This is a genomic window from Frankia tisae, assembly GCF_025403405.1.
Taxonomy (GTDB): Bacteria; Actinomycetota; Actinomycetes; order Frankiales; family Frankiaceae; genus Frankia; species Frankia tisai.
In genome coordinates, this window is the sequence record NZ_JANEZT010000033.1 from 1 (window position 1) to 23,233 (window position 23,233).

The 23,233-nt window shown below is 70.6% G+C and carries 20 protein-coding genes and 5 pseudogenes; 13 read left to right on the forward strand and 12 right to left on the reverse strand.

Features of this window, described 5'->3' with window-relative positions:
• The 5 genes from NBZ85_RS05375 to NBZ85_RS05395 all read right to left on the reverse strand — a co-directional run.
• Positions 1–1,098, reverse strand: a 1,098-nt coding sequence (locus tag NBZ85_RS05375; protein ID WP_261561570.1) for an ABC transporter ATP-binding protein, incomplete at its 3' end; no start/stop codon positions are given.
• Positions 1,095–2,135: an ABC transporter ATP-binding protein gene (locus NBZ85_RS05380; RefSeq protein WP_261561571.1), complete on the reverse strand. Its 1,041-nt coding sequence runs from the start codon at positions 2,133–2,135 to the stop codon at positions 1,095–1,097. The genes NBZ85_RS05380 and NBZ85_RS05375, both read right to left, overlap by 4 nt.
• Complete coding sequence (locus tag NBZ85_RS05385) at positions 2,128–3,057, reverse strand: ABC transporter permease (protein ID WP_261554588.1); 930 nt, start codon at positions 3,055–3,057, stop codon at positions 2,128–2,130. Before NBZ85_RS05385 ends, NBZ85_RS05380 begins: the two co-directional genes overlap by 8 nt.
• On the reverse strand, positions 3,054–4,097 hold the full coding sequence (locus tag NBZ85_RS05390; protein WP_261554589.1) for an ABC transporter permease: 1,044 nt from the start codon (positions 4,095–4,097) through the stop codon (positions 3,054–3,056). The genes NBZ85_RS05385 and NBZ85_RS05390 overlap by 4 nt, the downstream gene beginning before the upstream one ends.
• 59 nt (positions 4,098–4,156) lie before the next feature.
• Positions 4,157–5,686 carry an ABC transporter substrate-binding protein gene (locus tag NBZ85_RS05395; protein WP_261554590.1) on the reverse strand — a complete coding sequence of 510 codons (1,530 nt, stop codon included), beginning with the start codon at positions 5,684–5,686 and terminating at the stop codon, positions 4,157–4,159.
• A 760-nt stretch (positions 5,687–6,446) separates the two neighbouring features.
• Between NBZ85_RS05395 and NBZ85_RS05400 the strand changes: the two are divergent.
• Positions 6,447–6,581 (forward strand): annotated as a pseudogene (locus tag NBZ85_RS05400) (IS630 family transposase); the annotation flags it as partial.
• A 78-nt stretch (positions 6,582–6,659) separates the two neighbouring features.
• A pseudogene (locus NBZ85_RS05405) lies at positions 6,660–7,219 on the forward strand (transposase).
• 76 nt (positions 7,220–7,295) lie between these two features.
• Here the strand turns inward: NBZ85_RS05405 and NBZ85_RS05410 are convergent.
• A complete protein-coding gene (locus NBZ85_RS05410) occupies positions 7,296–7,700 on the reverse strand; it encodes a TIGR03618 family F420-dependent PPOX class oxidoreductase (RefSeq protein ID WP_261554591.1) in 405 nt (134 codons plus the stop codon).
• 304 nt (positions 7,701–8,004) lie between these two features.
• Here NBZ85_RS05410 and NBZ85_RS05415 point away from each other — a divergent pair.
• Positions 8,005–8,518 (forward strand): annotated as a pseudogene (locus tag NBZ85_RS05415) (Uma2 family endonuclease).
• Between the two features lie 48 nt (positions 8,519–8,566).
• Positions 8,567–8,827: pseudogene (locus tag NBZ85_RS05420) on the forward strand (transposase domain-containing protein); the annotation flags it as partial.
• A 78-nt stretch (positions 8,828–8,905) separates the two neighbouring features.
• On the opposite strand, the pseudogene NBZ85_RS32540 reads toward NBZ85_RS05420, so the two are convergent.
• Positions 8,906–9,240: pseudogene (locus NBZ85_RS32540) on the reverse strand (integrase); the annotation flags it as partial.
• 124 nt (positions 9,241–9,364) lie between these two features.
• Positions 9,365–9,802 (reverse strand): VOC family protein, encoded by a 438-nt coding sequence (locus NBZ85_RS05425; RefSeq protein WP_261561572.1) that lies wholly within the window; start codon positions 9,800–9,802, stop codon positions 9,365–9,367.
• 328 nt (positions 9,803–10,130) lie between these two features.
• On the opposite strand from NBZ85_RS05425, the gene NBZ85_RS05430 reads away from it, so the two are divergent.
• Together NBZ85_RS05430 and NBZ85_RS05435 are read left to right on the forward strand one after the other, a co-directional pair.
• Entirely contained in the window at positions 10,131–11,027 is an 897-nt protein-coding gene (locus tag NBZ85_RS05430) for an RNA polymerase sigma factor (protein ID WP_261554593.1), read from the forward strand.
• A complete protein-coding gene (locus NBZ85_RS05435) occupies positions 11,015–12,055 on the forward strand; it encodes a hypothetical protein (RefSeq protein WP_261554594.1) in 1,041 nt (346 codons plus the stop codon). The genes NBZ85_RS05430 and NBZ85_RS05435 overlap by 13 nt, the downstream gene beginning before the upstream one ends.
• Positions 12,056–12,096: 41 nt before the next feature.
• Here NBZ85_RS05435 and NBZ85_RS05440 read toward each other — a convergent pair whose 3' ends face one another.
• Positions 12,097–12,243, reverse strand: a complete 147-nt coding sequence (locus NBZ85_RS05440; RefSeq protein WP_261554595.1) for a hypothetical protein — start codon at positions 12,241–12,243, stop codon at positions 12,097–12,099.
• 987 nt (positions 12,244–13,230) lie between these two features.
• On the opposite strand from NBZ85_RS05440, the gene NBZ85_RS05445 reads away from it, so the two are divergent.
• Entirely contained in the window at positions 13,231–13,914 is a 684-nt protein-coding gene (locus NBZ85_RS05445; protein WP_261554596.1) for a hypothetical protein, read from the forward strand.
• A gap of 477 nt (positions 13,915–14,391) precedes the next feature.
• Positions 14,392–14,739: an NHL repeat-containing protein gene (locus NBZ85_RS05450; protein WP_261561573.1), complete on the forward strand. Its 348-nt coding sequence runs from the start codon at positions 14,392–14,394 to the stop codon at positions 14,737–14,739.
• A gap of 49 nt (positions 14,740–14,788) precedes the next feature.
• On the opposite strand, the gene NBZ85_RS05455 is transcribed toward NBZ85_RS05450, so the two are convergent.
• The gene (locus NBZ85_RS05455) at positions 14,789–15,199 is read right to left on the reverse strand and encodes a MarR family winged helix-turn-helix transcriptional regulator (RefSeq protein ID WP_308204948.1); all 411 of its coding nucleotides are present in this window, start codon (positions 15,197–15,199) and stop codon (positions 14,789–14,791) included.
• A gap of 695 nt (positions 15,200–15,894) precedes the next feature.
• On the opposite strand from NBZ85_RS05455, the gene NBZ85_RS05460 reads away from it, so the two are divergent.
• Both NBZ85_RS05460 and NBZ85_RS05465 read left to right on the forward strand, forming a co-directional pair.
• Positions 15,895–17,574 carry an alkaline phosphatase family protein gene (locus NBZ85_RS05460; RefSeq protein ID WP_261554598.1) on the forward strand — a complete coding sequence of 560 codons (1,680 nt, stop codon included), beginning with the start codon at positions 15,895–15,897 and terminating at the stop codon, positions 17,572–17,574.
• 57 nt (positions 17,575–17,631) lie between these two features.
• Entirely contained in the window at positions 17,632–18,159 is a 528-nt protein-coding gene (locus NBZ85_RS05465) for an MFS transporter (RefSeq protein WP_261554599.1), read from the forward strand.
• A gap of 41 nt (positions 18,160–18,200) precedes the next feature.
• Here the strand turns inward: NBZ85_RS05465 and NBZ85_RS05470 are convergent, their stop codons facing one another.
• Positions 18,201–18,608, reverse strand: a complete 408-nt coding sequence (locus NBZ85_RS05470) for a DUF6059 family protein (RefSeq protein WP_261554600.1) — start codon at positions 18,606–18,608, stop codon at positions 18,201–18,203.
• Positions 18,609–18,933: 325 nt separating this feature from the next.
• Between NBZ85_RS05470 and NBZ85_RS32545 the strand changes: the two genes are divergently transcribed.
• The 3 genes from NBZ85_RS32545 (at position 18,934) to NBZ85_RS05485 (ending at position 22,330) form a co-directional block, all read left to right on the forward strand.
• Positions 18,934–19,638 carry a TetR/AcrR family transcriptional regulator gene (locus NBZ85_RS32545; RefSeq protein ID WP_261554601.1) on the forward strand — a complete coding sequence of 235 codons (705 nt, stop codon included), beginning with the start codon at positions 18,934–18,936 and terminating at the stop codon, positions 19,636–19,638.
• Between the two features lie 394 nt (positions 19,639–20,032).
• The gene (locus NBZ85_RS05480) at positions 20,033–20,698 is read left to right on the forward strand and encodes a TetR/AcrR family transcriptional regulator (protein ID WP_261554602.1); all 666 of its coding nucleotides are present in this window, start codon (positions 20,033–20,035) and stop codon (positions 20,696–20,698) included.
• Between the two features lie 273 nt (positions 20,699–20,971).
• Positions 20,972–22,330 carry an NtaA/DmoA family FMN-dependent monooxygenase gene (locus NBZ85_RS05485; RefSeq protein ID WP_261561574.1) on the forward strand — a complete coding sequence of 453 codons (1,359 nt, stop codon included), beginning with the start codon at positions 20,972–20,974 and terminating at the stop codon, positions 22,328–22,330.
• Between the two features lie 93 nt (positions 22,331–22,423).
• On the opposite strand, the gene NBZ85_RS05490 is transcribed toward NBZ85_RS05485, so the two are convergent.
• Positions 22,424–23,146, reverse strand: a complete 723-nt coding sequence (locus tag NBZ85_RS05490) for a TetR/AcrR family transcriptional regulator (RefSeq protein WP_261554604.1) — start codon at positions 23,144–23,146, stop codon at positions 22,424–22,426.
• Positions 23,147–23,233 lie beyond the last annotated feature (87 nt).

Below are 23,233 nucleotides of genomic sequence, written 5' to 3' on the forward strand. Positions count from 1 at the left end.
CTGAGCGCTAGTCTCGTGGGCTCGGAGATGTGTATAAGAGAACAGGGTCTGGTTCCGCCAGGTGTCGGTGTGGTGGCAGGCCACGGTCCAGTCGCCGGCGGGTCGGCCGGCGGCGTCCTGGGACGGCGGGGTCCGCGCGCAGACGTCGGTGGCGAAGCGGCACCGGTGGGCGAACACGCAGCCGTCCGCCTGCCGCGCGGTCGCGTCGTCGTCGGGACGCTGCGAGCGCAGCTGGGCCGCGGCGAGCCGGTCCCGGCCGTGGATGTCGGGTGCGGAGGCGATCAGCAGCGCGGTGTACGGGTGGCGCGGCCGGGTGAACACGTCCGCGATCGGCCCGGTCTCCACCACCCGGCCCCGGTAGAGCACGACCACCCGGTCCGCGATCCCGGCCAGGGAGCTCAGGTCGTGGGAGATCACGACGATCCCGACGGCCAGCCGGCGGCGCAGTTCATCGAGCAGCAGCAGGATGTGGTTGCGGTTGGAGGCGTCCAGCGCGCTGACCGGCTCGTCGCACAGCAGGAGTCGAGGGTCGGCGACGACCGCGCGGGCGATGGAGGCACGCTGCCGCTGGCCGCCGGAGAGCTGCGCCGGGAGTTGGTCGGCCACCGCCGGGTCGAGGCCGACCTGCCGCAGCGCATCAGCCACCCGCTCGGCCCGCTGCGCCCGGCTCCCGACGCCGGCGATCGCCAGTCCCTCCCCGACACTGGTCCCGACGGTGAGCTCCGGATCGAGCGAGCGCAGCGGGTCCTGGAAGACGAACTGGATCGCGCCGCCCCGCCGGAACCGCCGCCGGGCCCGGCCGCGCAGGCGGGCGATGTCCCGGTCGTCGAGCAGGACCCGACCGCCGTCCGGGGTGGTGAGGCCGGCGATCGCCCGAGCCAGCGTCGTCTTGCCGGAGCCGGTCTCGCCGACGACGCCGACGATCTCGCCGGGCCGGACGGTCAGCTCCACATCGTCGAGCACGCGGATCCGCCGGCCGCCCCCGGGCCGGGCGAAGGACACCCCGAGCTCCTCGACGTGCAGCAACGGAGCCGACGGGGTGGGCGGGGTCGCGGTGGAGGCCGCCCGCCCGGCGGCGTCGAGGTCGGTGTCGGTCATCGTGACGCTCCAGCTCCAGCTCCAGCTCCGGCGACTCCGGCTCCGCTCAGCGCGATCTCGTCGACGCGAACGCACCGGACGGCCCGGCCATCCGCCAGCTCGGTCAGCGGGATCGGCCGGGTGCGGCACTGCTCGGTGGCGAACGCGCACCGGTCGGCGAACCGGCAGCCCGGGAGCGCGGCGCCGACCGCGGGTGGCAGGCCGTCGATGACGGCGAGGTTGCGTCGCTCCCAGCTGCCGACCGAGGCGACCCGCAGCAGAGCCTCGGTATACGGATGCCGCGGCGCGCGCAGCACGGCGGCGGTCGGCCCGGCCTCGACGATTTCACCGGCGTAGAACACCAGCACCCGGTCGCAGAACTCGGCGATGACGGCGAGGTCGTGGGAGACCGCGATGACCGCCAGGCCGCGGTCGGCCCGCAGCCCGGCGAGCAGTTCGAGCACCTCGGCCTGGATGGTGACGTCGAGTGCGGTCGTCGCCTCGTCGGCGATGAGCAGCTGCGGATCTCCCGAGACGGCGATGGCGAGCACGACCCGCTGCAGCATGCCGCCGGACAGTTCATAGGGATACTGGCGGTAGACGCGGGCGGGTTCGTGCAGGCCCATGGCCGCGAGCAGCCGCACCGCGGCGTCGCGGGCGTCCCGGCGGGACCGGCCGAGCTTCACCCGTAGCTGCTCGGCCAGCTGGTGGCCCACTGGCACCGACGGGTTGAGGTAGGACGCCGGGTCCTGGAACACCGCGGCGATCCGCGTGCCACGCAGCTGGTCCCAGGCCCGCCGCGGGATCCCGACCAGCGAGGCACCGGCGAAGTCGATCGTTCCGTCGCTCACCGCGCAGCCGGGCGCGAGCACCCCGAGGACCGACCGGCAGACCAGCGTCTTGCCGCTGCCGGACTCACCGACGATGCCGACCGTCTCGCCGCGGCGGACCTCGAACGACACCCCGCGGACGGCCTCGGTCCGCCCGTCGGCGATGGTGACCCGCAGACCGTCGATCGTCAGCAGCACCTCGGCGGGGTGGGTGGTCGACTCAGGCATGGGACCTCTTCTCCTGCGCCGGGATGATCTTCTCCTGCGCCGGGATGGTGACGGCGGGCCGGCGGAAACGACTCCGGCCGAGCGGGATCGTCGCCACCCCCGTGGTGTCCCGGATGGCGTCGGCGATCGCGTTCAGCATCCCGGCGGACAGCATGATCGCCAGTGCCGGGAACAGTGGCGCCCATGGTTGCTGGGCCAGGAAGCCGAGATCGCTGGCGAGCATTCCGCCCCAGGTCGGGGCCGGCGGCTTCACCCCGATGCCGAGGAACGTCAGCGAGGACACGGACAACAGCACGATTGCGGACATCTGCGCGGTGGTGACCGCGACCGTCGGGAACACCTTGGACCAGACGTGGTGGCGGATGATCCACCAGCGGGACGCCCCGAGCAGCTCGGCGATCTCCACGTACTGCGCGCGGGTGAGGGTGAGGGCCGCCGCCCGGGTGACCCGGAAGAACAGCGGCGCGAGGAACACCCCGATGGCCAGCATCGCCTGCTTCTGCCCGTTGCCGATGATCCCGGTCACGGCGATCGCGAAGACGATGTAGGGCAGGGTCATCACCGCGTCGGTGATGCGCTGGGCCACCCATTCGAACAGTCGGCCGAAAAAGACCGAGCCCAGTCCCGCCGGCACCCCGAGCAGGAAGGCCACCGCCACCGCCTCGACCGCGCCGACGACCGAGCGGCCGGTGGCGTCCATCAACCGGCTGAGCACGTCGCGGCCGAGATAGTCGGTGCCGAGCCAGTGCGCCCCGCTGGGGCCGGCCAGGAGGTGGCCGGTGTCCTGGGCAAGCGGGTCGTGTGGGGCGAGCGCCCCGCCGGCGAACCCGAAGAAGGCGACCACGGCGAGGATCACCAGCGCGATCTTCGTGGACCGCAGCCGCAGGGCCCGCCGCAACGGGCCGCGCGCGTTCTCGGTCACGGCTGCTGCCTCCTCGCGTGCGGTGTCAGGCGCAGCAGGGCGGCGTTCACCAGGAGGTTGGAGACCACGACGAGCCCGATCATCGTGACCAGCACCCCCTGGATCACCGGGATGTCGCCCTTGCCCGCCGCGTCCAGGCTTAGCTTGCCGAGGCCCGGCAGGTTGAAGACCGCCTCGGCGACGACCATGGCCCCGATGATCTGCGGGATGGAGTAGCCCAGCACGGTGATCGCCGGCCCGGCGGCGTTGCGCAGCGCATGGCCGAACACCACCCGCAGCTTCGTCAGGCCGCGGACGTCGGCCCCGGTGACGTAGTTCTCCCGCAGCTCCCCGACGAGGGAGGTACGCAGCTGGCGGGCGATGGCCACGGCGCCCTCCACCGCGAGCGCGATCGCCGGGAGGATCGCGAAGCGCAACCACTGCCCCGGGTCCTCGGTGAACGACACATAGCCGCCGGAGGGCAGGATCGGGACCGTCACCGAGAACAGCACGATGAGCCCGATGCCGATGACGAACGGCGGCACGGTCGACGCCGCCGAACACAGCAGGGTGACCGCCCGGTCGAACCAGCCGCCGCCCGACAGGGCCGCCCCGATGCCAAGGGCGCCGCCGAGCAGGACGGCGATCAGCACGGCGAGGACCGTGATCGAGAGGTTCACCGGCAGTGCCTGGCTGATGCTGTCCGTCACCGGGAGGGTGGTGTAGTAGGACCGGCCGAGGTCCCCGGTGAGGGCGTGACCGAGCCAGCTGAGGTACTGGACGACCAGCGGCCGGTCGAGACCGAAGTAGTGGTTCATCCGGTCGATGTCCGCCGGCGTCGCGGTCTCGCCGAGCACCTGCGCCGCGGGGTTGGTGTCGGTGAGGGCACCCAGCCCGTAGGTGATGATCGTGGCGATCAGCACCACCGGGATGCCGACGAACAGCGTGCTGCGCAGCAGCCGCAGCACCGCCGTGCCCCACTGTGCGGCCCACCGGCTCAGCGGGACGCCTGCCCCCCGGCCGGTCAGCCCCGCCGGCGCATCGAACTCAACTGCCGTCATCGGCCGCCCTCCACCCGCTCATCAGACCGCCTGCTCATCGGACCAGCTCGTGGCCGGGCTCAGCTGACCCGGACGCCGTCAAAGCGCTGCACCGCCAGGTAGCTGCCGAGCGGCGAGACGTTCTTCTTGCGGGCGAGGACGCGCGGCTGGGTGTACAGGAAGATGTTCGGCATCCGCTCGACCGCGATCCTGGTGGCGGCCTTGAGCACTGTCGGGTACGACGGATCCTCCAGCGGCGTCTGGCGCACTTTCTGCAGGGCCGCGTTCAGTTCGGGCGGTGTCCTGCGGCCGGGATTCATCAGACCCTGCTCGCCGAAGAGCACCTGGAAGGCCTGCACGGCTGAGTCCCGCCCCGCGAAGCCGTCCACCGAGAAAGCCTTCGCGTGCTGGATGTACACGATCTGGGTGGCCTGGGACGCCGGGATCGTGTCGATGGTGACCTTCACACTGACCTTGGCCAGCTGCGCCTGCACCTGCTCGGCGAGAGCGGAGCTCGCGCCGGTGGCGGTGAGCGGCAGCTCCAGACCGTTCGCATAGCCGGCCTCGGCGAGCAGCTTCTTCGCCTTGTCCGGGTCGTAGGGGAACGCGTTGTCCAGGCTCGGGTCGTGGCCCACGTACCCGGGCGGGAACGGCTGGTAGTTGACCACGCCGAGGCCGAACGTCTGGGCCTTGGCGAGCGCCGCGCGGTCGAGGGCGTACTTGAACGCCTCGACGACCAACGGGTTATCGAACGGCTTCTTCGTGACGTTGACGTCGAGCACCGTCGTCACCAGGGAGGGGATGACCTGCACCTCGAGGCCGGCCGCCTTGGCCGCGGAGACCTGGCTGCCCGGGATCTGGGCGACGTCGAGCCGGCCGGACTGCAGCGACGCGATCGCCGTCGCCGCCTCGGGCAGCGGATACAGCTCGAAGTTCCCGATCTGGATGTTCGCCTTGTCCCAGTACCCGGGGAACCGGACGAGCTTCGCCGACTGGTTCGGCACGTACTCGGTGAGCCGGAACGGCCCGGCGCCGACCGGCCTGGTGGCCAGCCCCTTCGCGTCCTTCTCGAACGCCGCCGGACTGACGATCATCCCGGTTTTGCCGGCGAGCAGGCTCGGGACCTGGTAGTCGACGGACGAAAGCCCGAGGGTGACGGTCCGTGCGTCGTCATCCGCGGCGACGGCCTCGACGGTGGCGAGCTGGGCGGCGACGAGCGACCCGGGGAAGGTCAGACCCCGCTCGATGTTCTTGCGCACGGCGGTGGCGTTCACCGGCGTGCCGTCGCTGAACGTGAGACCGGGCCGCAGAACGAAGGTGACCTGGTCGCCCTTCGCGTTGTACTTCCACGACTCGGCCAGCGCCGGTACCGGGTTGCCCTTCTCGTCCAGTTTGGTGAGGCCGGCGTAGACCAGTGACAGGGCGTGCACGTCCCAGCCGGCGGACGAGGTCACCGGGTCCCAGGAGGTGACCGTGGACCAACCCCACCGCAGCGTTCCACCGTCCTTGCCGGCGGACGAGACCGAACCGCTGCCACCGCCGCAGGCGGCGAGCAACAGCGACGAGCCGGCGAGCGCGCCGAGACCGAGGAATCCTCGGCGACCTAACACCGTTGAATCGGCTCGCGATTGTGCGTTCACGGGGGGCGGTCTTCCTTTCTGAAGACGTGCATCTCTGAGGACGTGCATCATCGAGGGTCGCCGGCGAGGCGGTGAGCGTCCGCAGGCAGGGAAATCGGGCGCGCGGAAGGAGGCGGTTCCCGGACGCGAAACATACGCCGGCCGTGTTCACCGCCCGGCGACGTAACGCGTTCGAAACTCGCCCGATATCAGCTTTCAGATCTTCCGCGGGGGCCGCGAAAAGAGAGGCCAGTCAGCAGAAGTCAGGAGAAGTCAGCCGGTCAGCGACAGAGGGCGCTGGCCGTCCGCCGGTAGTCCACGTAGCGACGTGCCACGGAGAGGAATCTCGACCGCATGGGTGAACAATGCCCGACTCGCGACCTCGCCGTCAATACACGACCAGGCACGATGCGTGCCGATCATGGCATCACGCCCTATACGTCGGTTTTGCGCCATGTGGCAGCGTCGTCCGAGCGGGCCGAAGTTATTGTCAAGCCCCAGCGCGGAGCATCATGGGGTGAGCAGCTTCTCGATGATCTTATGGAGTCGGGCGGTCTCGCCTCGGTCGGACAGGGGTCGACACGACGCCCGGATGGAACAGGACGTACCTGATGAACGAGGATGTCCCTCATCCGCCGCCCGGCAGGGCGGACCGCGGCAGCGGATTTCCCAGGTAATCGGCGGCGATCGGGGGGATGCCGCTGATCACATACTTGCTGTCGGCTCCCTGGCCGGCGCGGAAGATGAAGAAGCCGACATCCGCAAGTGGATCCACCGTTGGAACAAGGATCCGAAGCCGTTCATCTGGACCAGGACCGCCGACCAGATCCTCGAAACCCTCGTCGCCTACTGCGAACGAATTAACGACTCGCCGAGGCCTATGTAGAACTCATGGAATAGAAATAGAGTGCCCGATACGAAGGAGGTCCTTCCGCGGATCCACTTCAGACAAGGCCCCGCGCGCGTGAGCATCCCGTACAACGGCAAGCTGCGGTTCACCGAACGCACCGTCCTGCGACTGGCCACCCTGCTGGTCGCGGAGCGTGAACGTCGCGGTACCCGGAAAGGAACCCGCGCGCTCACCCCGTGGGCACAGGCCGTCCTCGTCCTGCGCTGGTTCCGTGACGGTGTTCGGGTCAAGGACCTGTGCGCCGACAACGAGATCAGCTCCTCGGTGGGCTACCGGTACCTACACGAGGGCATCGCGGTCCTCGCCTGGCAGGCCCCCGACCCGACCCGCGCCACGCCCTGACCGCGGCGAGCATGGCCGGCTACGACCACGTCATCGTCGACGGCACGGTGATCGAAACCGACCGGGTCCGCACCCCCGGCCCGACCGGGGGTGCGGACCTGTGGTGGTCCAGAAAGATCCACAACGCGCTGCGCGCCGTCGGTGAACGCGCGAACGCCCTCCTGAAGTCCTTCAAGGCCCTACGCAACGCCAGCCTCGCCCCCTGGAAGATCGGCCTGGTAGTGAAAGCCGCCCTCGTCATCCTCCACACCGAGCATCAGCGCACCACCTGAAACCCACGGCCCACACACACCGTTGTGGCTACCCACCGCCACCGATGGTTACCGGGAAAGGCTCACTGTGCACCGCTCAGCCCTGCGCGCGGACCCGCTGTGCCACGAAGGTGACGACGACGCGCTCCTCAGCCGCCTGCTCGGCCATCGTCTCGAGCGTCTGGCCGTACGGTGCGATCACCTTGGCCATGAAGGTGCGCGCGGCGTCGTCGTCGGCGATCTCAACGGTGGCGCGCACCTCGAGGGTGTGGAACGGGTTGGTCGGCGAGATGACGAACAGTGTGGCCTGCGGGCGGGCCACGAGGTTTTCGTACTTCTTGCGATCTTTCGACAGCGAGGTGCGGAGAACACCGTCGTCGTCGAGCAGCACCCAGATGGCGGTGGTCTGGATCGAACCGTCGTCGTTGATCGTGCTCAGGGCGACGGTCGACGCGGTGATGAGGTCGTGGTGCGTGGCGGGGATGGTGAGGTCTGAGGTCATGCCGTCATTCTGACAAATCGGGCTGTGTGGGTGGCGACGCGTTGGCCGAGGTGGCGGGCGGTGGACAGGTCGGCGGTGGCTTCGGCTCCGCCACCCCGGTCCACCGCTCACCGTCTCGCGCCGGTCGCGTGCGCTCGAAGGTCGACTACCCGGCGCCAGGCCCTCGCTGACAGTGAGAACGGCGTCGAGCGTGGACGGCGCGACTGTGACCACGCCGGGACGCGGAGGGGACGGCGCCGCGCTGGTGCGCGGGGATCAGGCCGGGTCGGTTCTCCTGGATGAGAGGTGCGTCATCACTGTGGAGATGATCGCTCCTGCGTGGATGCACGAGCAGGTCACGGCGGAGCAGTACGAGTCCTGGTCCGTCGAGCAGTGCGCGCGCGTCCAAGCGGCACAACCGCCTGATCAAGATTCTCGCGGTCGCGTTGGAGGCCGCCGCCGGGCCGGACTGGAACGCGGACTTCGATGGTGACGTGCGGCTTCAGGGCGTGCCGCGGACGAGTCGGCGGCCGGACGTTGTTGTGTACCGCGCGGACACGATCGACATCATGCCGGCCCGTCCCGCGCACATCCTGCTCGTCGTCGAGGTCGTTTCGCCTGGTTCGGAGACGACTGACCGGATTGTCAAGGCCGAGCAGTACGCGAGGGCTGGGATCTCGTACTACTGGCGGGTCGAGCAGCCCCCCGGCGGTGTCCCGGTCGTCCATACCTACGTTCTCGACCCGGCGACCGGGGCCTACCGTGGCGGTGAGGTCTTCGCGGGCGTCGTCGATGCCGCCGCGCCCTTCCCGGTCAAAATCGATCTCACTCGACTGTAGCGACGTCTGCCGGGAGTTTTCCGGGTGGGACGGCCGACGGGATCCCGGCAGGTCATCGACGTGTTGGCCGCCGAGAAGCGGGATCTCGCCGCGGCCCGCCGGTTCTTTACCCGCGCCCTGTCCCACGGCCGGTGCAAGGCACGACTACGGCCGATGCGCGGCCTGAAACGCCTCCGCTCCGCACAGATCATCGGCTCCGGGCACGCGTTCGTGCAGAACATCCGCCGCGGCGACTACGAACTGGGCGTCGATGCCGCCCCCCGGAACCGGCTGACGGCTGCCTTCACCGAGCTCACCCTGGCCATCTGACCGCCCGCCCGAGACGGCTCCACCACGGATCAGTCCCCGAGGATGCGGGTGCGTCGGACCGTGGAATCCAATTCGGGGCTTGCGGGGGGTGCGCGCCAGGTCGACGCCGGCGCGGCGCAGGATCCGCCAGACCATGGAGACCCCGACCGGGTAGCCCAGCCCGACGAGTTCGCGGATCTCTCGGCGGACTGGTGGCCGACCGGGGGTCTTGCGCGGGTGGTCCATTGTCGCGAGAGGAGCTCACGGTGCCCGCGCAGCACGGTGGCCGGGGTGACGAAGAACGAACCCCAGCGGGCCCGGGGGAGTAGCCGGGACAGGGCTGCGAGGATCACCCGATCCGTCGGCTCCAGCGCCGGACGATTCACCTGCCGTTGCAGCACCGCCACCTGATGGCGAAGGACGAGGAGCGCTACGGGTCCGGTGCCGGAATCACAGGGCGGGGTCGAGGCCATCAGCGACGGCCGTGGCGGCGGTCCTTTCCGGTGTGGCTGGTACTGATTGGTGATCACCTGTGCGGCATAGGAGAATCGTGTTGCTTCAGTCGAGCTCCTCGACCAGCCCGATGATGATGCCCTCGAGGCCGCGGACGTAGCAGTACCGGTAGTAGTCCTCGTACTGCGCCACCTCACCCACGAGTTCGGCGCCGTGGGCGCGCAGGCGGGCGAGGACGTCGTCGACGGTGTCGACGACGAACGTCAGGCGAGGGATGCCCGGGGTGTTCAGCGGCGCCCTCGGCGCGGTGCTGGTGGCCACCGGCGAGTGGAACGTCGACAGCTCGACCCGGCCGTGGCCGTCCGGGGTCCGCACGACGGCGATGTCCGCTCGGACGCCTTCCAGCCCGAGGAGCTGGTCCACCCATGCACCCTCGACGGCTGTCTCGCCCTCCAGTTCCAGGCCCAGTTCGACGAAGAACGCGATGGCAGCCGCGAGATCGGTGACCACGAAGCCGGTGTGATCCATCCGGTGAATCGTCATGATTTCCTCCCGTGCCGCGCGGCCCTCGTGGCCACTGGTGTCCCTGGGACGGAGCCGGCGCCACGTTCTCGACACCCGTGGCCGTCATCACAGCCTCCTCGCCGCCCACTCACCCACGGTGATCACCGCCCGATATCGTGCAGACCTGACCGCCGACCCCACCCTCGAACGCATCCAAACCATCCCACCCGGCCTGGGCCGATGCCGGGGGCCGGGATGGCGCGGTGTGAACCGTTTGCCGTTGCGCGGCCAATAGGGGATGACGGTGCCCCTGTTGGTCCGTGTCTGCGCACAGACGCGGGAAAGGACGGCGAACGGTGAGGCAACGATGACCCTGGAGGGATGGTCGCCGGTGGCTCGTGCCCGGCAGTCCGCCCACGTACCGTCGTGGTGGATCGCGTCGACCGTGTGGCTCGAGCAGCGAGCCGACAGCTATGGGGAGGGACAGCCCTCGCCACCGACCGGGCCGACCGGGCCGACCGGGGAGTCTCGGACCGCGATGAACGCCGCGGCAGCGATGTCGGGCCGGGCGGCGGAACCGGGCACGGCGACCCCGCCGGCGCGGCCGGCGCCCTCGGCGCCGAATCAGTGGGTGCAGGACGCACCCGGCATGGCGGTGCCAGATGCCGATGCGCAGGTCATCGCGCGGTCGTGCGAGGACCCGGCCGTGTTCGGACTGATCTTCGATCGTCACCACGACGCGATCTACCGTTATGTGGCCCGGCGGGCCGGCCGGGATATCGCCGCCGACGTCGCCGCGGAGACCTTCACGACGGGGTTCTCCCGCCGCCGGGACTACGATCTTGCCTTTCCGGACGCATTGCCCTGGCTGTACGGAATTGCGCACAACCTGATGCGTTCCCGGCAGCGGGCGGAGAGCCGCATGCTGGCTGCCTACATGCGCCAGGGTGCCGACCCGGTTGCGGACTCCGACGCCGAGGACGCCTACGGCCGGGCCGAGCGTCGGCTGGACGCCGCCGCGGCCGCTCCCGCCATCGCCGCCGCGCTGGACGCGATGACGGCCGGCGACCGCGACGTGCTGCTGCTCCTGGCGTGGACCGAGATGAGTTACTCCGAGGTCGCCCGCGCGCTGGAGCTGCCGGTCGGGACCGTCCGCTCCCGGATGCACCGGGCTCGCGCGCAGCTGCGGCCCCGGCTCGCGGCACTGCGGGTGTCCGATGCCGAATCCCTCATGGAACCGAAGGACGAGCCGTGGACGAGATGACGTCAGTACGCGGGTTCCGGCCAGACGTCACCGGGCCGTCGGACGAGGAGCGCCGACGCGCGCGCGCCAGGTTGAACGAGGCGATCGCCGCCGAGGCCCGGGCGGCATCGGGGGAGGCGGCGTCAGCGGATCCGGCACTGGGAGAGGAGACGGTGCTCTCCGTCGTCACCGGCGGCGAGTGGCCGGCCGGCGATTCCCCGGGCCGTGGAACCCGGTCGGGTCGGCACGGGCCGCGGCGCGGATGGAGGAGCGCGGCCGTGGCCGCCGGTGTCGCCGTGCTGGTCGCCGTGCCGATCGCGGTGATCAGCAGGTCCGGCGGTGGCCATCAGATGGTGGCCGTCCGGGCGGCCAGGACGGGGCCGGCGGCCAGGACCTGCCCGACGGTCACCGTGCCGCCGGAGCCGCCGATCCCGACGGGGTCATGGAAGGATCGACCGGGTCCGTTCGGGTACCGCGAGATGGTCTATGCGCAGACCCCAGACGGCCACAGCGCGGGAAACCCGGTCATCCGCCGGGACTGGGCGGGTCCGTCGGCCTACGCCATCCTCGACTCTCAACCACAGGCCGGCATGCGCATCGAGGATGCAACCTACTTCGTCGGGACCACCCGGGTCACGCTGGCGGATCTGAGCCGGCTCCCGGCCGACCCCGCTACCCTGCGTCGGATGCTCACCGCCGGGGAGGAGGAGCCGGTGGAGGACCGTACCGTCCTCGCCGCGGTCGCCGGCCTCGCGTTGCTCCCGGTCGGACCGGACGTGCAGAGGGCGTTGTTCACCATCGTCGGCGGGCTCGGCAGCGCCCGGGTGAACGTGCATGACACGGACCTCATCGGCCGGCCGGCGGTCAGCGTCACGGTGCCGGACTCGCACAACCCCGGCAACCTGGATCGGCTGTTGTTCAGCCCAGGAGACCACCGGTACCTGGGCGAGGAGGCAGCCACGGAGCGCGACCCGTGCGGGCTCGGGTACAGGTCGGCGGTTCTCGCGACCGGATCGGTCCCCGAGATCGGACAGACGGTCAACCGCTGACGCGTGGTCGCGGTCCGTCCCCTCAGCGAGGTCGCCGAACATCACCGCTTGCGGGCGATGCCGCCGTAGATGCTGACCCGGGCGTCGGTCAGGTCGTCGGGCACGTTGCCGCCTTCCTCGCCGAGGGCGCCCTCCCCGGGCTGCGCCGTGCACCCATACCCGGCGAGGATTGCCAACGAGCGGGCCACCAGCGCGATCCTTCGTCCCGATGGGAACACAGAGCGTCCGGTGCGGTGTGCGGCTCCGCTGGTGGGGCCCGCACCCGGCGAGTGAGGGTCTCGCCGGGTGCGGTAAAGCGTGCTCCGCGTGCTGGGCGCGGCCGGCCGGGCAACCTCGTGGCGACGTGCGCCGCAGCCGGCGGCCGCTGGGCAGGAGGTTGCTTCGCGGTCCTGGTGAGGCGCTGCGCCCGTGCGTACAGCTCGTCCCGAACGAGCGGGGGCGCGGCGAACCCGTCCGCATGGGGAAGGAGGAACTGCTCTGCGGCCATCTTGCGGGCACCAGGTGAGCTGGCCTGCTGATACTCGCGGGTGGCCAGCAGCTCGACGGCCAGTTCGCCGAGACGTGCGGCGATCTGGGCATACTGCGCCTGGGCCAGTTCTTCGGCCCGGTCGACTGCGTCGCGGGCCGCCTCCAGGCGACCCACTTGTCGGTGCCTTCCGGAGCGGCGAACCTGGCGGACCGCTGCCTGGCTCTGCCCGGCTTCGCCGCCCGGAACCCCGGGTCGGCCAGGAGCTTGCCCACCAGCTCGGCGGAGAGTCGTGCCCGCTCCTTGTCGCCGAGCCGCTCGGTGTCCTCGTCGGCGTCGCACGACCCGGAAAACTGCGTCGAGAGGCCGCCTGCCAGTTCCTGCCATTCGAGGTACCAGGCTGCGGACTGCTCCCAAGCGCCCGGCGCGATGTTCACCTCGGGACCGAGGCCGCGTTCCGGCACCGCGGGAACCAGGACCATGGTGTTGCGCCCCGCGAACTCAGTCACGGACGCAGCCAGCTTGGCTGGGTTGTTCATGGCGTGACCGTAGCGACTGGGTGCGACAGTTTCCCCTCTGTGGGGGCCCGGGGTGACATTCCCCCGGGCTACCCGGCGGTGCGGACCGCGCGGTTGAATGTCGCCATGGCGCAGGCGATATAGGGGGCGGGGGAAGCCAAGTGAGTAGTCCGGGTGGTGCGGAGCGGCGGATGAGCGTGGGGGAAATCGCCGCGTTGATCTCGGCGATCGCCGCCGTGGTTGGTCTTCTGCTAGCGGTGTTCGGAGTGCCGCTCACCGGTGGTTCATCACTGAACCAGTCCCTCGCCTACGGTGCCGGTGCCCCCGCGACCTCGGGCGTTTCCGAGACGCCAGCCTCACCGGCCTCATCCACGCCGACCGGTCCGGAGGCGTCTCCTCCGCCCACGCTGCCAAGTGGCTGGCGCCGTCTCAGCGCACCCGGTCTCAGCGTCACCTTCGCCGTTCCGGACGGCTGGACTCAGGTGGTTGGCTACGACAGCGATCTCCAGAGCAACTGGCGCTCCCCGGGCAAAGACCACGACATGAGCGTCAAGCGGGACACCTCGCATGGATCGACGCCCGAGGCTGCCTCTGCCGGACAGCTCGCCTGGTACCGCACGGCCGAGTCCTCCATGGCCGACCTCACGGTCCTCACCCACCCGACCCGGCAGAGCGGCAAGGACGCCCTCTGGCTGGAGATCGACTATCACTGGGTCGGCCAGGTCAAACCCCGCAAGCGTGTCGAACTGTTCGTCGCGGGCAAAGCAGGTTATGTCTACCAGCTGCTCTTCGACACCGCTGCCACGCCCACGAAGCTGGCAGCCCAACAGCAACTGTTCGCTACCGCACGCGACCAGCTGCTGATCGACACGTGAGTACGGCAACGTGTTCTGGCCCCACGCCAGCAGGTTGATCTGGAACCTGCGGGGTGCCAGAACTCGGCCGTTTCGGCGACCTGCCCCATCGCCTCGGAATTGACCGACTGGGCGGCCGGCTGCAGGGCATTGGCCGCGCCGGAGAGGACCCTGCTGGTCACCTCGGCCGGACCGTCGCCCGGCTCGATCTCGTCGAGCAGCTGTCGCTCGGCCGGGATCGACTCGCGGGCCAGCGCCAGCTCTACCCGGTGGCGGCCGGAGCTGGTGGCCGGCCCGGCGCCGGTCGGCGTCCGGAGCCTCGGCGGGGGCGGTCGACGTCCGGGTCGACAGCCCGTTCGGGATCGCCGCGGCGCCGGACGGCGCGTTGTGAATCTCGCAGCCGCTGCGCCATCGGGTCAGTCGGCTCTGGCCCGAGCGGCTGGCCGAGCCGCGACGCACCCCTGCGCCCGGAGCGGCTCGGAGTCCGCCCCAGTTGTGGTGGCGGGGACCGGGAAGGCGGGCCGCCGGGGGGACGGTGGTCCGGCCCTGGCCGCCGAACTGGACAGCCCGGCCGGTATCGCCGTCGCCTCCGACGGGACGGTGCTCATCGCGGACTGTCTCAACGACCGGCTCCGGGCGGTCTCGCCGGACGGACGCATCGACACCGCGCACAACCAGGTGATCGCCTTCGGCGCGGGCGGCGCCGTGCGGGTGCTCGCCTCGGCGTCCGGGCCGGTGCCGGTGATGGACCCCCGCCAGGTGGCCGTCGGGCCGGACGGCGCCGTGTACGTGGCCCAGCCGAGCCGGCACCGGATCATGATCATCCCGCCGCCGTCCGCGCGGTAGCCGTCCGGCCCGGACCGTCGTGCGCCCGGGTCCGGTGTTCTTGTGGGCGTCAGCCGGCCGGTACCTGGCGGGCGGCCTGGATGATCCGGGTGAGTGCGCCGTGCAGCTCCTGCAGATCGGTGACCTCGACGCCCAGCCGATCGACGACGGCGTGGGGGATCTTCCATGCCTCCTGCCGCAACGCGCTGCCGGCCGGGGTGAGTTCGAGCGTCAGCAGGCGCTCGTCGGTGGCGGCCCGGCGCCGGGACACGTAGCCTGCCGACTCCAGCCGCTTGAGCAGCGGGGAGAGCGTGGCCGAGCCCAGGAGCAGGGCGGCGCCGAGGTCCTTCACCGAGCGCGGCGACCGTTCCCAGAGGGCCACCATCACCAGGTACTGAGGATGGGTGAGGCCGAGGGGCTCCAGCAGCGGCCGGTACACCCCGATCACCAGTCGGGACGCGACCGACAGGGCGAAGCACACCTGCCGGCCCAGCCGCTTCTACCGTTTCCTGTTGAGCTTCATGGGGCCACCGCAGCTCGGTTCGCTCGACGCGCCGCCGCGCCCGGTGCCCCCGCGGGTGGACATCTGCCGGAGCTGCGGGCAGCCCCGGGACGCCCACGAGCTCGAGCGGCTTGCCGACCACACCGCCTCGCGCTGCCCCGTGGAGCCCGCGCGGTCCTAGCACGGCTCCGTCTCCCGGGTGTCCTCTGGCATCTGCGGCATCCGCCCCAGGAGCTCACCAGAAAAGTCCAGTCGACGATGATCGCTACGTGTGCGGTGGTGCGACGGAGGATTCGCGGCCGATCCCGCTGGCCCTGTAGCCGCCGCAAGGTCCGTGCGGGCTGAGCCCGCCGGTGCCGCCGTTGAGGAACGCCATGCCTGCGGCGGATCTGGCCTCCGATGCGGTAGGCCCGCGTCGGGTCACCTGACCAGGCTCCGCCGCCGAGCCCGAAGCGGACTACCTGCCGACCGCTTTACCGAAAGCCTGATGTGAGGACCATGTGAAAAACCTCGGATAGCCAGTTCTTGGGCGACAGATGAGGAACAGCGGGAAATTCGGCGTATCGCGCGGGATTTCTTATCCCTGGGTTCTCCCGGGCGTCGACGATCGGCCATCCTGGCGGGCTAGCAATACGGAGCGCGCCGGTATGGTCCGGCCGTTCGAGGAGGCATTCGTGTTCCGTTCTTCCACCCGACGGGCAGTCGGGATGGCGGCGTCCGGGCTGGCCCTGTCCGGACTCGTGGCGGTTTCGGCCGCCACGCCCGCGGTGGCCGGGTCACCCGAGCACGCCCGGTCCCCGGCCCGGCACGTCCTGCTTCTGTCCGTGGACGGACTCCACCAGGCGGATCTCAGTGCGTACATCCATACGCATCCGGGTTCGGCGTTGGCCGGCCTGGTCGGCGCGGGTGTCTCGTACACCCACGCGTCGACCCCGGTGCCGTCCGACTCGTTCCCCGGGCTGATCGCTCAGGTGACGGGCGGCAATCCGGCGACCACGGGCGTCTACTACGACGACACCTTCAACCACAGCCTGCTGCCCGCCGGCACGACGTCCTGCGCCGGGGTGAAGCCGGGCGCCGAGGTCGCGTTCACCGAGGCAGCCGACCGCGACCAGAGCTCCCTCGACGCGGGGCAGGGCCTCGCCGGGCTGCCCGGCAGCATCCTGTCCATGACCGGGTCACCCCGGACGTTGCTCGACCCGAAGACGCTTCCGGTCGACCCGTTGACCTGCAAGCCGGTCTACCCGCACTCCTACCTCACGGCGAACACCGTCTTCGAAGTGGCACGCGCCCACGGGCTGGGTACCGCCTGGTCGGACAAGCACCCCGCCTACGAGATCCTCAACGGCCCGTCGGGCACCGGCGTCCAGGACCTGTTCACCCCTGAGATCAACAGCACCGCCCTCGGCTACCCCGGCGGCGACGACTGGACGAAGGACAACGCGGCCACCGAGCAGTACGACGCGTACAAGGTGACCGCGGTCCGCAATGAGATCGACGGGTACGACCACGGCCGCACCCACCGGGTCCCGACCCCGGCGATCTTCGGGCTGAACTTCCAGACAGTCTCCACCGCGCAGAAGCTGCCCAGCTCAGACGGGCTGACCGGCGGCTACCTGCCGGGCGGCACCGAGCCGGGGCCGCTGCTGACCCGCGCGCTCGACTTCGTCGACCACCAGGTCGGTGCTCTGGTCGCCGAGCTGAAGCAGACCGGTCAGGCGGACAGCACCGCGATCATCCTGTCGGCCAAGCACGGCCAGTCGCCGACAGACCCGAACGCGCTGACCCGCGTCGATGACGGCGCCGTCATCAAGGCGCTGAACGCGGCCTGGGCGAAGACGCACCCCGGCGCAGCCGACCTGGTCGCCTTCTCCACGGACGACGACATCCTGCAGCTGTGGCTGAGCGACCGGTCGCAGGCCGCCGCCGACTTCGCACGGGCCTTCCTGCTCTCCCACGAGGCCACCGGCAACACGATCAGCGGCGCCGGCCGCACGCTGCCCGCCTCCGGGCTCACAGCCGCTTACGCCGGCGTCGGCGCCGCCCGTTACTTCGGCGTTCCGGCGGGTGACGCCCGCCACCCCGACATCGTTGGCATCGTCGCGCACGGCGTGGTCTACACCGGCGGCACGAGCAAGATTGCCGAGCATGGCGGCGCCGACCCGCAGGACCGCAACGTCCCGCTCGTCGTCTCCGGGGCCGGCGCCCACTCGGGCCGGGTCGACCGGGCTCCGGTCGAGACCACCTCGATCGCTCCGACCATTCTCACGCTGCTCGGGCTCAACCCGAACGAGCTGAGCGCCGTCCGCACCGAGCACACCCGAACCCTGAACGTCGCACCGGCCACCCACTAGCCCCTCGCGGACACCGCGGACCCCAGACAAGCCACCCCGTCCCCGTGTGGGGGCGGGGTGGTGCTGCTGGGCGCCCTTGTCGCGGTGGAGATCGCCAGCGCGGACCCGCTCACGCCACCGGACCCGCTCACGCCACCGGACCCGCTCACGCCACCGGCGCTGTTCCGCAGCCGCATCCGGGTTGTCGCGAACCTGCTCCTGCTGCTGCTCGGCGGCATCATCTTCGCCATCTTCTTCTTCGTCACCCAGTTCTTCCAGAACATCCTGCACATGAACCCGTTCGACGCCGGGCTGGCCTTCGTTCCCTGGGGTTCGGGAATCTTCCTTTTCTCGCAGCTCGTCGCCCGGCTGACCCGGATCGGCGAGCACAGCAGCTACTGGGGCGCGATCTTCGGTCCGACGTCCCTGTTCGGAGCCGGCATCGGCCTGCAGTTCGCGCTGATCGCCCGGATCGCCCTCGCCGACGTCGATCCCTCCACCGCCGGCACGGCCTCCGGGCTGCTCAAGGTCTCCCAGCGCCTGGGCGGATCGGTCGGTCTCGCCCTCCTCCTCGCTGTCTTCGGCCTCAACCGGAAGGAACGGTAACGGCCGCGTGCCGCTGCGAGCGCCGCAGTCCGGACCGGGCGTCAGCCGAGCACCTCGTCAGTGGGATCGGCGGTGCGCCCGGGGCTGCTGCCGGGGCTGCCGCCGGCCGGATCGCCGCTCGAATCCGTCGTGATCCGGGACCGGCCGGCACCATGCTGCCCGGGTGCCGGCCAGTCCGGCAGCCAGTCCGGGTGCAGGTCACGCCAGAGCAACAGCTCCGCAGGGGACGGCGGCCGGTCGGAGCGCACCTGCTCGGGATGACCTGGTGGCGTCCCCGCCGCCGTCGTGCTCGGCCCGGTGGCGGCGGACCCCGATCGGGGCTCGGAATACGGTGACGCCGGCTCCACGGCCTCGGGGCCGTCCGCACGCAGCCACGGTCCGGCGACCTCCGGCGGGCCGCACCAGATCCCGCAGGCGAGGAACGCGGAGGTCGCGCCGATCGATCCCATCAGGCCGCAGGCACAGCGCCACCACCGTCGCCACCTCGCCCGGCCGGCTCCGCCCATCGCCGCATCTCGCCTTCCACTCGGTCGCCTCACCCGTGCCTCTGGCCGATGATGCGGGTCACCGCTAAAGCTGCGCTTGACCCGCCGCGACGGCCGGCCATCGGACCGGCCCCCACCCGCGGAGGTCCGCCCGGGCTGGGGTCTCCTTCGCGGGGCGGGCGCCGGTGTGGTCGCGGTGGTTCGGCTCCTGGTCGCCAGGAATCGTCTATTGAACGAATGAGTCCAATACCTTGGCCGGCACGGAAGGCGGATGCGGTAGGATTGAGGGGTGACCGCCACGACGACCTCGGCCGCACCCCCACGGGGCCGGATCGACAAACGCGCCGCGATCCTCGGCGCGGCGCTGCGCACGTTCGTTCAGGACGGTTATGGACTGGCGCGGGTGGAGCGGATTGCCGAGCTGGCCGGTGTGGCCAAGCCGACCGTCTACAACCATTTCGGGGACAAGGAGACGCTTTTTCGCGCCGTCATCCTCGACGGAGCTCAGCGCACCAGCGACCAGATCGTCGCCGCTCTTGAGACTCTGCCCGACGACGGTGCCGACCTCGCCGGAGCTCTCGCCCGTGTCGCCCAGAAGGTCATCGACTGCCAACTCGGCGAGGAGGGCTGGTCCCTCCAGCGGCTCATGTACGCCGAGGCGGCCCGCTTCCCTGACCTGTTCGACGACGCGCTGCGGCGCGGGGGCGTACGCGTCCACAACGCGCTGGCGGGACGGCTGGCCCGGCTGTCCAATCGCGGGCACCTTCACCTTGCCGATCCCGATGTCGCCGCCGGGCATCTGCTCGCTCTCGTCTCCGGCGACCTCCCGGTCCTGTCCGCGCTGGGCACCCGCAAGGTCGCCCCCGACGATCTGCGTCGGGCGATCGCCGCCGGCGTCGACACCTTCATGCGCGCTTTCGCTTCCGGACCGGGACCGTCCGCACAACCGGTTGCCGGACGCCGGACACGACCGGCAACCGGACCGCCCCGATAGACGCCGCACTGTTCGAGCCGGCGATGATCCGTCGTGGTGACGGCCGTGCCGCGAAGGCAGCGACTGTCACGGCGTGGTGTTCCGCCACCCAGTAGCGGACGTATCCGAGTTCTTCGACGTGCCGAGCGAGCGCGACGGCGTCCGGCGGAACCGCCCGGGGGCCGCGGGCGGCGCCGACCGGCCCCTGGTCCCGTGGGGCCACAGCCCACGAAGCCGCAGGATCGGGATCACATGATCGACGAAGACGGGTAGGCCATCGGCTATCACATCCGGCATGAGCGTGAAACCGTCGGCGGCGCCGGCCCGGCCCGTACCTTCGTAGGCTGTGTCAAGGTAACTGGGCGGTGTGCAAGTAACTGGACGGGTAGACGAGCCCGAGTTCGGGGAGGTTCGCGTGACCGACCAGGTGGAGCCGACCGACCGGGTGGAGCCGAAGGATCGGCCCATGCGGTCGCACGCCCGCCGCAACCGTGCACGGATTCTCGAGGTGGCCCGGGACTCCCTGGCCGGCCAGGTCGAGGACGTCTCCCTGAACGAGGTCGCTCGCCGAGCGGGAGTGGGCATCGGCACGCTGTTCCGGCATTTCCCGAGCCGGGAGGTGCTGCTTGATGCCCTGCTGCACGAGCAGATCACTGCGCTGTGCACCGAGGCGGACCGGCTCCGGGAATTCCCCGACGCGGGCGGGGCGCTGTTCGGCTGGCTGGAGGCCCTGGTGGCGCACGTGGCGACCTACCGCGGGGTGGCGGCACTGCTCCTCACCGGGAACCGGGGCGGGGACTCGGCGTTGCACGAGTCCTGTGCCGCCCTCGACCGCGCCACCGAGATGCTGCTGAACCGGGCCCAACTCGCCGGTGACGTCCGCCGGGACGTCCGTCTGGACGAGCTGATCTCCCTGGTCAGTGCCATCTCGTGGGTCAGGGAACAGGCCCCCGAACGCACTGCGCACACCACCTCCCTTCTGTCGATCATGGTGGACGGCCTGCGGTTTCCGGGTGGATCGAGGACCGTGAATCCGGCGGAGTCTTGCAAACCGGAGTGCCGCACCGGTACGGTGGCGTAGGAGGCTGATCAACCGGGGGGAGGTGGCGCTGTGGACGGTTCTGTTCCTGCTCGTCACCGCTTCCCGTTCGTCCTCGTCGGTGTGCACCGTGGTGGCCGGTTACGGAACACGGGGTTCTTCCGTCGCCGTCATGTCGATTTCGGCACGGTAGTGAGTGCCTCCTGTCCGGGTTCCGACGTGTTCTGCGGCCAGGTTTCTTTCTGAGGCCCGGGTCCGGAACGCCGACCGGGATCGGGACCACCACTGCCGGCTGACGGCGCAGGAGGCACTCGCATGGCACGACAGGACAGGCTGCGACTGGGCGCGCTACTGCACGGCGTCGGCGGCGCGGTCGCCGGCTGGCGGCACCCCGATGTACCGGCCGACGGCGGCGTCGACTTCGATGTGTACCGGCACTGGCTACGCACCGCCGAGAGCGGCCGCTTCGACCTCGTGTTCATCACCGACACCCTGTTCATCACCGCGGACTCGACCCCGCAGTACCTCTCCCAGTTCGAGCCGGTCGCGCTGCTCGGCGCGCTGGCGGCGGCGAGCGAGCACATCGGCCTGGTCGCCACGATCTCCACGACCTACAGCGAACCGTTCACCATCGCCCGCCAGCTGGCGACCGTCGACCACATCAGCAGGGGCCGGGCCGGTGTCAACATCGTGACCTCCGCGTCGACCTCCACCGCGTTGAACTACAACCGGTCCGAGCAGGACCATCCCGACCACGACACCCGGTACCGGATCGCGGCCGAGTACCTCGAGGTCCTGCGCGGGCTGTGGGACTCGTGGGAGGACGGCGCGCTGCTGCGGGACAAGGAATCGGGAGTCTTCTTCGACCGGGCCCGGCTGCACACCCTCGACCATCGCGGTGAGTTCTTCTCCGTGCGGGGGCCCCTGAACATCGAACGGCCTCCCCAGGGATCGCCGGTCATCTTCCAGGCCGGCGCGTCCCCGGCCGGCAGGGACTTCGCGACCCGGGAGGCGGACGGTATCTTCCTCGGCCCACGACCGCTGCCGGACGCCCTCGCGTTCACCGAGGACATCCGCCGGCAGGCCGCGGCCGCGGGCCGGCCGGACGGCGCGCCCGTGGTGTTCGTCGCGGTCACCGTGTTCGTGGCCCCGACCCAGGAGGAGGCCGAGAACCTCTACCGGGAGGCGGCGGGTCTGGTCAGCCCGCAGGAAGGGCTGGGGTACCTCTCGCTCATGTTCGGCCAGCATGACTTCGGGAACTACGATCTCGACGCCCCGTTCCCCGATCTCGGCGATGTGGGTCACGACGGCTTCCAGGTCGGTAGCCGTCGGATCAAGGAGGCCGCTCGGGACAACGGTTGGACGTTGCGGGAGGCCGCGATGGAAGCGGTGACTCCGCGGGGCGAGTTCATCGGCACCCCCGAGCAGATCGCCGACCGGATGCAGGCATGGTTCGAGGCCGGTGCCGTCGACGGGTTCATGCTGCTGGAGGCAATGCCGCACGGGCTGGAGACCTTCGTCGAGCTGGTCGTGCCGATCCTGGCCGAACGCGACCTCACGCAACGCGAATACAGCGACGGCACCTTCCGAGAGTCGCTGGGACTGCCACTGCCCCCCAACCGTTTCGCCAAGCGGGACGACGACGCGCCGGGCGGCGCGGGCGGCCGGGACTGATCCCGGCCGACCGCCTGGGTCCGACAGGAGGAAGCGCCGCTGAACCGGGCCTTGTGCCACGGTGAGCGGGGGTGGCGACGCTCGGCCGGCCCGTCAGCCGACCAGCGGCGGCCCGGCCGGGCCCCGCGCCGGTGGGACCGCCGCGACCGCCGGCGGTCGCCGGGCGGCCCGCGGCCTGCGGCCGCTGCCGAAGGCCCGCAGGAAGGTCCGGACACCGGCGCTCACGGCCCGGTCGAGATCGACCGGGCCGATGGGCCGGGTGCCCAGCGCCGACAGGGCGGGCAGGTTCCCTGCGACGAGTGCCATGAACTGGCTGGCCGCAGTCTCCGGATCGTCGACGTCGAGATGCCCCCGGTTGGCCAGCCGGGCGAACCGCCCGGCCAGGGCGTTCACCACCGGGACACCGCCCAGGGCGACCACCTCGTCGTACAGGTCCGGCATGCGGGCCGCCTCGGCGTGGAGCAGCCGCTGCAACGCCCAGCCTTCATCGCGCAGCTGGCACTCCAGGATGAGATGGGCGACCCGGGTGAGCTGACCCGAGAGGTCCACGCCGTCGTCGGAGAGGGTGTCAAGCGCGGAGACGATCTTGTTCGCACAGTCCCGTGCCGCGTCCCGCATGACCGTCCGGAACAACGACTCCTTGTCGGCGAAATGGTTGTAGACGGTCGGTTTCGACACGCTGGCCAGGCTCGCAATCCGGTCGATGCTCGCGGCGGAGTACCCGTCCTGCGCGAAGACCTTCACCGCGGCGTCCATGATCGCCTCGCGCTTCGCGACCCGGCCCCGGCTCGTCGGGCGGTGCTCTGTGTCGGCCACGCCTCGATCGTACCGTCGAACTTTGGCCAGTCGGACTAGCAAAACCAAACCCTCTGGTTTATTTATGCTACACCATGAGTGTAGAAA